Annotated in this window: 10 protein-coding genes; 3 read left to right on the top strand and 7 right to left on the bottom strand. The window is 58.7% G+C overall.

Going from position 1 to position 9,209, the window contains the following annotated elements; translation table 11 throughout:
- Positions 1 to 98: 98 nt before the first annotated feature.
- Positions 99 to 530 (bottom strand): MarR family winged helix-turn-helix transcriptional regulator, encoded by a 432-nt coding sequence (locus A3730_RS19645; RefSeq protein ID WP_063520168.1) that lies wholly within the window; start codon positions 528 to 530, stop codon positions 99 to 101.
- 90 nt (positions 531 to 620) lie between these two features.
- Between A3730_RS19645 and A3730_RS19650 the strand changes: the two genes are divergently transcribed.
- Positions 621 to 896 (top strand): DUF2218 domain-containing protein, encoded by a 276-nt coding sequence (locus A3730_RS19650; protein WP_063520169.1) that lies wholly within the window; start codon positions 621 to 623, stop codon positions 894 to 896.
- A gap of 20 nt (positions 897 to 916) precedes the next feature.
- Here the strand turns inward: A3730_RS19650 and A3730_RS19655 are convergent, their stop codons facing one another.
- A complete protein-coding gene (locus tag A3730_RS19655; protein WP_063520170.1) occupies positions 917 to 1,531 on the bottom strand; it encodes a trimeric intracellular cation channel family protein in 615 nt (204 codons plus the stop codon).
- A 171-nt stretch (positions 1,532 to 1,702) separates the two neighbouring features.
- On the opposite strand from A3730_RS19655, the gene A3730_RS19660 reads away from it, so the two are divergent.
- Positions 1,703 to 3,895 (top strand): TonB-dependent siderophore receptor, encoded by a 2,193-nt coding sequence (locus A3730_RS19660; protein ID WP_063538734.1) that lies wholly within the window; start codon positions 1,703 to 1,705, stop codon positions 3,893 to 3,895.
- 86 nt (positions 3,896 to 3,981) lie between these two features.
- On the opposite strand, the gene A3730_RS19665 is transcribed toward A3730_RS19660, so the two are convergent.
- The 3 genes from A3730_RS19665 to A3730_RS19675 form a co-directional block, all read right to left on the bottom strand.
- A complete protein-coding gene (locus tag A3730_RS19665) occupies positions 3,982 to 4,827 on the bottom strand; it encodes a S1 RNA-binding domain-containing protein (protein WP_063521163.1) in 846 nt (281 codons plus the stop codon).
- Between the two features lie 159 nt (positions 4,828 to 4,986).
- Positions 4,987 to 5,526, bottom strand: a complete 540-nt coding sequence (locus tag A3730_RS19670) for a DUF2058 domain-containing protein (RefSeq protein WP_063519683.1) — start codon at positions 5,524 to 5,526, stop codon at positions 4,987 to 4,989.
- A gap of 54 nt (positions 5,527 to 5,580) precedes the next feature.
- Positions 5,581 to 6,105, bottom strand: coding sequence for a DUF4262 domain-containing protein (locus tag A3730_RS19675; protein WP_063518608.1), 525 nt, complete (start codon positions 6,103 to 6,105; stop codon positions 5,581 to 5,583).
- Positions 6,106 to 6,252: 147 nt separating this feature from the next.
- On the opposite strand from A3730_RS19675, the gene A3730_RS19680 reads away from it, so the two are divergent.
- Positions 6,253 to 6,993, top strand: coding sequence for a TIGR04219 family outer membrane beta-barrel protein (locus A3730_RS19680; protein WP_063519682.1), 741 nt, complete (start codon positions 6,253 to 6,255; stop codon positions 6,991 to 6,993).
- A 130-nt stretch (positions 6,994 to 7,123) separates the two neighbouring features.
- On the opposite strand, the gene A3730_RS19685 is transcribed toward A3730_RS19680, so the two are convergent.
- Together A3730_RS19685 and A3730_RS19690 are read right to left on the bottom strand one after the other, a co-directional pair.
- Complete coding sequence (locus A3730_RS19685; RefSeq protein WP_082872468.1) at positions 7,124 to 8,014, bottom strand: acyltransferase; 891 nt, start codon at positions 8,012 to 8,014, stop codon at positions 7,124 to 7,126.
- Positions 8,015 to 8,166: 152 nt separating this feature from the next.
- Positions 8,167 to 9,209: DNA gyrase C-terminal beta-propeller domain-containing protein (locus A3730_RS19690; RefSeq protein WP_304439511.1), on the bottom strand; the 1,043-nt coding region annotated here is incomplete at its 5' end.

Below are 9,209 nucleotides of genomic sequence, written 5' to 3' on the forward strand. Positions count from 1 at the left end.
TATCGTCAATCATCCCTGTTCAGAGGGGAACAGTATGGCAAACCTTACCCATGCAAAAAGGCGACGGCCATCACTTTGTGCACGCTTTGCGCAGGGGGTCATTCAAGCGGCTGCTGACATTTCTGCAACAACCCGAGCAACTGCTCTTGCTCACTGCGGCTCAAGCCTTGCAGAAGCTCGGCAAACGCCGCCCGGCGAACCTGCTCAGCGGCATCCGCCATGGCCTGCCCCTGCTCGCTGAGGAACAGGCGCACCTTGCGGCCATCATGCGGGTCGGCTTCCCGGCGTATCAGCCCCTGCGCTTCCAGTGCCTTGATCTTGCGGGTGAGCTGCGCCTTGTCACGGGCCTGGTGGCGCGCCAGGCACTGGGGGGTGGCCCCCGGCGTATTCAGCAGAAACTGTAGCAAGCCGATATCCGGTGGACCCAGCGACACCGGTAGCGCGGACAGCGGTTCACGCATGGCCCCGCGCAGTCGGTTAAGCGTGGCCGTGAACGCCTGGGCAAGAGGCACGGAAATATCATCAGGCATAAGGTTCTCGCGACTGTCAATTTAGTTGACACTGTCAATAAAATAGCAATATAGTTGATATTATCAACTTAAAGCACAGGAGTTACCACCATGAAACACGCCCATGGATTTGCGGCCACCGGCCATGCCTCCCTCTATCTGAAGAAGCTCTGCCGGCATTTCAGCCACAAGGTGGAAACCGAATTCGACGACCACAAGGGCACCATTCGTTTTCCTTTCGGCACCTGCGAGTTGAGTGCAGATGACCAGGCACTACACCTGCACTGCCAGGCCAGTAGCGATGAGCTGGAACGCCTTCGTGAGATTATCGACAGTCACCTGGCCCGCTTCGCCACCCGCGAACCGGTTGACCTGCGCTGGCACTGAAGCGACACCACAACCCGGGTCTACTGTTCGGGGACGTTGTACTGAAAACGGGGCAGGTGCCATTCATAGCGAATCGCCAGCATGCGCATCAGGAAACCACTGGCCAGTGTCACCAGGGTGATGGTCATTTCCCCCAACGGGGTGAATTGCAGCAACAGGTACAGACAAGCCGCCCCCAGTGAAATCACCGCGTACAGTTCTTTCTGAAATACCAGCGGCATGCGGTTACACAGCAGATCACGAATCACCCCGCCAAAGATGCCGGTAATCAACCCGGACAAGACCGCCACCGGTGCACCCAGCTCCATGCCCTGGGCCACCTTCACCCCGATCACCGTAAACACAATCAGCCCCAGCGCATCCAGCACCAGAAACAGCATGCGCAGACGCTGCATCAAGGGAGCCACCCAGGTAGTGACCAGCGCTGCCGCCGCTGTCAGCCCCAGGTATTCCGGGTGTGCCACCCAGGTCAGCGGATAATGCCCGAGCAGCACATCGCGGATGGAACCGCCCCCCATGGCGGTCACACAGGCCACCATCACCACCCCGAACAAGTCCATACGCAGCCGCCCCGCCGCCAATGCGCCGGTCATGGCTTCCGCCGTAATACCTATCAGATACAGCGCTAAAAGCATCGTCATCGCCCTTGCCTCACAGCATTTCCTGTCGCCATCTTGAATTACAAATGAAAACCATTATCATCCACCGCCTGTGATTTTCGCCAGGTATCCCCCAGCCATCACATGCTCCGGTGCCCGCCAACCTGCGTGCACCGCCACTGCATTTCATTATTTCCGGGGGAAACCATGTCTGATTTGCGTTTTTCCGTTCTGGCGACCAGCTTGCTACTGGTGTCCGGCACGGCCTATTCCGAAACCACCGCCAACGACAGTCCACACACACTGAGCAATATCGATGTCACCGCCAGCAGCGTGGATGAACACGATGCCAGTATGACCACCGAAGGCTCGGAGCGATACGGTACCACTGCCACCAACACCGCAACCCGCATGGTGCTATCGCCCCGCGAAACGCCGCAGTCTGTTTCCGTGATTACCCGTCAGCAGATGGACGACTTCAACCTCGACAGCGTGGCGGAAGTGATGCAACGCACGCCTGGCGTTACCGTGAAAAGCCAGGATACCGAGCGCCAGCAACTGTTCGCCCGGGGTTTTGAAATCACCAACTTTCTTTACGACGGTATGCCGTCTACCCGCATCGACACCCTGGGTAAACAAGCGGCCCTGTCCGATACCTTCATCTACGACCGTATTGAAGTCTTGCGCGGGGCCAGCGGCCTGCTCAATGGCATCGGCAACCCGTCCGCCACGGTAAACCTGGTGCGCAAGAAACCTACCCGCGACTTCACCGGCCAGGTGGGTGCGGAGCTGAACAGCTGGGACGGTTACCGCGGCGAGTTCGATGCCAGCGGGTCACTGTCCAGGAATGGCCGGGTGCGCGGTCGCTTTGTCAGCGCCTACGAACAGGGCGAGTCTTTTCTGGATCACTACGAAAACGAAAAGCAGGTGTTCTACGGCGTGATTGAAGCGGACCTGTTCGACAACACCCTGCTCACCGTGGGCATGGACTACATGGACTATGATCCCATGGGGTCTACCTGGGGCGGCATCCCGTTGTTCTACAGCGACGGCGGCATCGCCGATCTGGACCGGGACCTGAACCCGGCCACCGACTGGAGCAGCTGGGCCCAGGATTCACAAACCGTCTTTGTGAACCTGGAGCATCAGTTCGAGAACGGCTGGTACAGCAAGTTTGCCTACACCAACCAGCAGAACAACTATGATGCCCAGCTGGCCTCCGCCGGTGGCGGCCAGCTGAACCGCGATGGCAGCGGCAAGACGCTATGGTCCGGACGTTATGTGGAAGACAAGACCCAGGACACCTTCGACCTCTATGCCAACGGCCCCTTCGCCCTCTTCGGCCGCCAACACGAACTGGTGGTGGGCGCCAGCTATTCCGATGCCGAACGGGATTACACCGGCCAGTCGCCGGTTAATTTCAACAACGTGGTGCCCAACCTGCTCAACTGGGATGGCGATATTCCCAAACCGGCCTGGGCTGCGCCCAATACGGTGGAAAAGCAAAACAGCAAACAGACCAGCCTGTACGCCACCGCCCGTTTCAAACCCACCGACCGACTTGCGGTTATTGCCGGCGGCCAGGTAGTGGACTGGGAGCAGGAAACCACAGGGTTTAACTGGCAAGGACCGCTGAACGACGAATCCTATCAGGAGAACGGCGAAGTCGTGCCCTACCTGGGACTGGTCTATGACCTGACCGACCACCACTCCGTGTACGCCAGCTACACCAGCATCTTTCAACCGCAGACCGTGCGCGACATCAACAACCAGATTCTCGACCCGGAAGAAGGCAACAGCTACGAGGCGGGATTAAAGAGCGAATTTAACCAAGGCCGACTGAACACCACCCTCGCCGTCTTCCGCACCAATCAGGATAACTTCGCTGAATCCACCGGTCAGCCTATTCCCGGCGGGCCAGCCAACTCCGTGGCCTACCGAGCTGTGGATGGTGCCGAAACCAACGGTTTCGAGCTGGAAGCCGCCGGCGAGATCCTGCCTGACTGGCAGGTACAGGCAGGTTACACCTACCGCATTACCGAAGACCCGGATGGCGACGAGCTCAACACCACTTCGCCGGAAGACATGATCCGCCTGTCCACCCAGTACCGCTTTCGCGGTGACCTGAACGGCCTGACTGTCGGCACGGCGATATCCTGGCAGAACAAGACCTATGCATTCGTGACGCGCCCCGGGGCCAGCGCCAACTACAAGTTTGTTCAGGAAAGCTACACGCTGGTGGACCTGATGGCTCGCTACCAGGTGACTCCCGCCCTGTCGGTGGGCGCCAACGTGAGCAACCTGACGGACGAGAAGTACTTCAACAACCTGGGGTTCTATAACGGGGGATACTACGGGGATGCCCGCAAGTATAGTTTGAAAATGGACTACCGGTTCTGATTGCGGTTTAGCAATCCCAGGCGAAGGCGGGTGTCGGCTTACGGCTCCGCCTAAGCCGACCTACGGAATCACGGAGCCTGCAAAGATCAAACGTCAGGAATAAAAATACGCTCTTTCTCAATGACAATCCGGCGTGCCTTGTAGAGGCCGCCAATGGCCTGCTTGAACGCATTTTTGCTGCAGCGGAAAGTCTGGAAAATGGCTTCCGGCGAACTCTTGTCACCCAAAGGCAGTTCGCCGCCGGCCTTTTCCAGCGCCGCCAGAATCTGCTCCGTGAGCCCATCACTCTTCGCCGCCCCCGGCGCATTCAGGGACAGGCTGAGTTTCTGATCCTGACGCAAGCGCTGCACATAGCCGGTCACCCGTTGCCCAGGGCGCAATGGCGCACGCAGTTCACTGGCCGCAATCATGCCCCAGGCATGATCATCCACCACTACCTTGTAGCCCAGGTCAGTGCTGTGCGCTGCCACCAGCGACACCTCATCCCCCTGCTGATACGCCTGACAGGTATCGGACAGAAAACGGTCCAGCTGGGCACTGACCATCAGCCGCCCTTCCCGGTCCGTGGTCAGCATCACCAACACCCAGCTCTCTTCGCGCACCGGCCCTTTCTGCTCGGCAAACGGCAGCAGCAAGTCCTTGGGCATGCCCCAATCCACAAACGCCCCCACCTTGCTGGTGGACACTACCTTCAATGAAGCCACCTGACCAAGCTGCACACGCGGGGTACGCAGGCTGGCCATGGGCCGACCTTCACCATCGCTGTAAAGCGTAACCATGACACTGTCACCGGGGCCCAGCGTCTGGCCTTCCACTTCCCGGGACGGCAATAGCACCTCACCCAGGTCGCCGCCATCCAGCAGCAAGCCATTGCGAATGACCTTGAGAATTTCCAGGGAATGGCGAGTGCCGAGTTTGGGGGATACGGTCATGGGTTTGGCCTGTTTGGTTGAAGAGTGCACCACGCTTCACATGAGCGTTTTGCGCAAGCGGCTACGTTCTGGTTTTCCTGATCGCCCTGCGGGCGATGGCCTCGCTGTGCGAGGTTCGTCCCCTGGAAGGGAACTCCTACAGCAGCTTCGTAGCAGCACTTACCACATAAGGTCGTCAGGAATCGGGAAGTCCTTGTAGGGATCGTCCTCATCCACGGCTTCATTGCCGCGTTCATTGAGCAACAGCACAGCCGCTTCATCCCGTTGGCGAATTTTCTCCGCCACCACCGTGGGCACCAGCTCGAAGCTCTCACCCAGAGCGACAATGGCGACCTGGCCGCGTTCCAGCTGCTTCTGCTGTTTGCCGGTGACATAGGCTTTCTTGATCTTCTTGTTCTGCACGAACTGGAACGCCACCTCGCCGTTGTTACGATCCAGCCGGCTTTGCTCAATCATCTGCTTGATCTGCGCGGCAATCTCTTTCTTTTCCCGCTCCGCCTTGCGCTGGGCTTCACGCTGACGATCCGCCTCGGCCTTTTCTTCACGCAAGCGACGGGCACGATCTGCCGGATCTTCCAGCTCGATTTCACCGCGCTTGGCCTTGTTCACATCCTCGCGCTTCTGCTGCTTGGCCTTGCGGGCTTTTTTCTCGTCCGCCAGCCCCGCCTTCATCAATTGCTTCTGCAGTGAATTCGCCATGATGTTCTCTCTTTCTCCATGAACAGATCGCCCTGGCAGGGCCGTCAAAAACCATTAAGGCTGGGCCAGCGGTGACGCCGGTGCCTTGCCCAGCAACGGCTGGGCACGGTGAAAACGGGTGTCGTAACCGGGCTGCCAGGGAAACACGCCTTTGGGATCCGGCCAGACCATCTGCAGCGCCGGGTACGGCGCCGGCAGGCTCTGGTAGAACCAGTTGGCAAAGCCCAGATATTCCTTGTAGTGCGGAAACGCCACCGGCAGAAACATCACTTCCAGGCCGTCGGCAATGTCGTTATACAGACGGTAGGGCTGGTAGGGCTTCTTCAGACCACGAATGCGCACGGCGGCGCTGTCCAACAGTTTGCTGGCCAGCGCATCTTTCAGACCCACCACTATCAGTTCCGGGTGGTTCAGGTTGAGGAAATGCCCCACGCTGAAGGTGTAGCCCGGCTGGCCATCGCCACCGGAGACGGCAAAGTGATGCCAGCCCTTGCGCTGAATATCCGCCAGCAGTGCTTTGTCTTCGGCATCTTCCGGCTGTGGATAACGAAATTTGCCGGGCATTTCATCAAGAAACATAGGGTCATCATCGGTTCAGGCAGCGCCCTGGGGCACTGGCAAGCGGTTAACGCGGTGTGATCGCAATCATAACAGACTCCGCCTTCACTTGGTGCCACCCCTCACAGCTGCAATACTGGGGCGAATCCAGAACAATGAGGATTACCCATGAAACGTGCAGGCTTGCTGGTAACCGCGCTACTGGCCACCCCTCTCGCCCACGCGGCCCCCGGCGTGGCGATCTATGGTGGCGGGTATACCTGGGATACGGAGCTGGAAGGCAATGTGGCGTCCGGCGGCGCCAACATCGACGTGCAGGATGACCTGGGCTTCAACAAGGCCGACCAGAACGTGCTCTACCTGGGGGTGGAACACGCCGTACCGCTGGTTCCCAATGTGCGCCTGCGTTATATCGACCTGTCTGACAGCGCCAGCAATATCATCAGCCGAAGCTTCACATTCAATGGGCAAAATTTTGTTGCCAACACTCGCGTGGCCACGGATTTTGACCTGGAGATGCTGGACGGCACCCTCTACTACAGCCCTCTCAACAATGCCGTGAAAGTGGATCTTGGCCTTACTCTGCGCCGTCTGGACGGAGAACTCCGACTGAACAGCCTGGCGGGGAAAACCTCACTGAGCATTGATGAAACCTTACCCATGCTGCACGCAGGCGCCCGGGCACAGCTTCCGGTTCCCGGCGTCTATGTGGGGGCGGAACTCAACGCCATTGCCTACGACGGCAACAAGATGAACGACTATAACGCCCGTGTGGGCTGGCGCTCGGACTACCTGTTCGGGCTGGAACTGGGGTATAGCCAGATGAATATCGTGCTCGATGACGTGAACAATCTGGATACCGACCTGGACGTGGGCGGCCCCTATATCGCCATCTCTCTGGGTTTCTAAAACACTCAGGGCATCAGGGGTGATGGCGCCAGCAGAAAGGTGGACTGTCGGCTTACGGCCTTCGGGCAACCTGGATAATGCCCGCGGGTAAAGCCGACCGGCAAATGCCTACAGATGCCACCGCCTACCGTTACGGACGATCCTGGCACCCGCCACGAAGCACTTCAATCCGAGTATCTTTCTGCTGCCATAACTCGCTCACCCACTGCTGAATTTCTTCACGGAACACCGGATCGTCCTGATAATCGCTGCGCCACAGGCGGGGTTCCAGCGGGCAGGTGCGCACGTCAACAATCACTTTCTGCACCTTGCCGCTGAGCAAATCCCAGAACCCCGGGGTCTTCCCGTCCGGATAGACCACAGTCACATCCAGCAACGCATCCAGATTATCCCCCAGCGCGGCCAGTACAAATGCCACACCGCCCGCCTTGGGCTTGAGCAAATTCCGGTAAGGGGATTGCTGCGCAGCGTGCTTGGCCGGGGTAAAGCGAGTCCCTTCCAGGAAATTCACCACCGTGACAGGGATACCCTGAAATTTCTCGCAGGCTCGCCGGGTGATTTCCAGATCCTGGCCTTTCAGGTGCGGATTCTTTTTCAGAAACGCCTTGCTGTAGCGCTTCATGAACGGGTAATCCAGCGCCCAGAAAGCCAGCCCGAGAAACGGCACCCAAATCAGTTCTTTCTTCAGGAAAAACTTGAAGTACGGGGTCTTGCGATTAAACGCCTGCACCAGCGCCGGGATATCCACCCAGGACTGATGATTACTGACCACCAGATAGGAAGTGTCCTTGCGCAGGGATTCCACCCCACGAATATCCCAGTGGGTGGGTGTCAGCAGCGCAAAAATCCCCTTGCAGATCTCCGCCCAGCTCTCCGCAATCCCCATGACCATGGCCGAACAGGCGCGTTTTGCTTTGGCACCGGGCAGCACCAGTTTGAGCAGCGCCACCAGCAGCATCGGACCAATCAGAATCAAGGTGTTTAGCAACAACAGTACAATGGCAATGATACCCGTCAGCATTCCGCGCAAACCTCGTTAGTTCCAGTCCCTATCCACTCGCCGCACCACCGCCCCGGCGAACCTTTTTACTGCGAGCCTGCTTTGTGTACACACAGAAAAAAGGCCGGCTGCACCTTTGCATTACCGGCCTTTCCCGTTCTATGTCCGCACGATCAGCCCTTGCGTTCCACAGACATGGCATCCACATTCTGGAACCCACGCGGCAGCTTCGCCCCACGACGGCCCCGCTCGCCATAATAGTGCTCAAGATCGCCGGCTTTCAGGGTCAGATGACGCTTGCCCGCGTAGAGAGTCAGGGCATCGTCCGGGCCAACCACCTGAACGTCCTGCACGAATTCCACCCGCTCGGCCACACGCGCACCCGGAATCGACATCATCTTGTTGCCCTTGCCGCGAACCATTTCCGGTAACTCGCTGACCGGGAACACCAACAGCCGGCCTTCATTGGAAACCAGCGCAATGCGATCATCCGCCGTGGAGGCTATCGGTTGTGGCGGCAGCACCCGCGCGCCCTTGGGAACATTAAGCACCGTCTTGCCCGCTTTCTTGTTCGCCAGCAAGTCCGCATAGCGCACCACGAAACCGTAACCGGCATCGGTGCTCATCAGGTAGGCATCCTTGTCCTTGCCCATCACCGCCGCCATAAAGCTGGCGCCGGAAGGCGGATTCACCCGGCCAGACAGGGGCTCACCCTGCCCCCGCGCACTGGGCAAGGTGTGCGCCGGCAACGAATAGGTCCGCCCGGTGCTGTCGATAAAGCAGACCGGCTGGTTGGATTTACCTTTGGCGCTGGCCCTGTACTTGTCGCCTGCCTTGTAACTGAGCCCTTCCACATCCACTTCGTGGCCCTTGGCGGCACGCACCCAGCCTTTTTCCGACAGCACCACGGTCACCGGGTCGGCGCTGAGCAGGTCGGTCTCATCCAGGGCCTTGGCATCATCGCGCTCCACCAGCGGCGAGCGGCGATCATCACCGTATTTCTCGGCGTCTTCCTTCAGCTCTTTGGCTACCAGCTTCTTCATTTTCGCCATGGAACCCAGGGTGGTTTCCAGGTATTCGCGTTCTTCGTTGAGCTCATCCTGCTCACCGCGAATCTTCATTTCTTCCAGTTTCGCCAGATGGCGCAACTTCAATTCCAGAATCGCTTCCGCCTGACGGTCGCTGATGCCAAACCGTTCCATCAATACCGGCTTGG

It is taken from the genome of Alcanivorax sp. HI0044, from assembly GCF_001634945.1.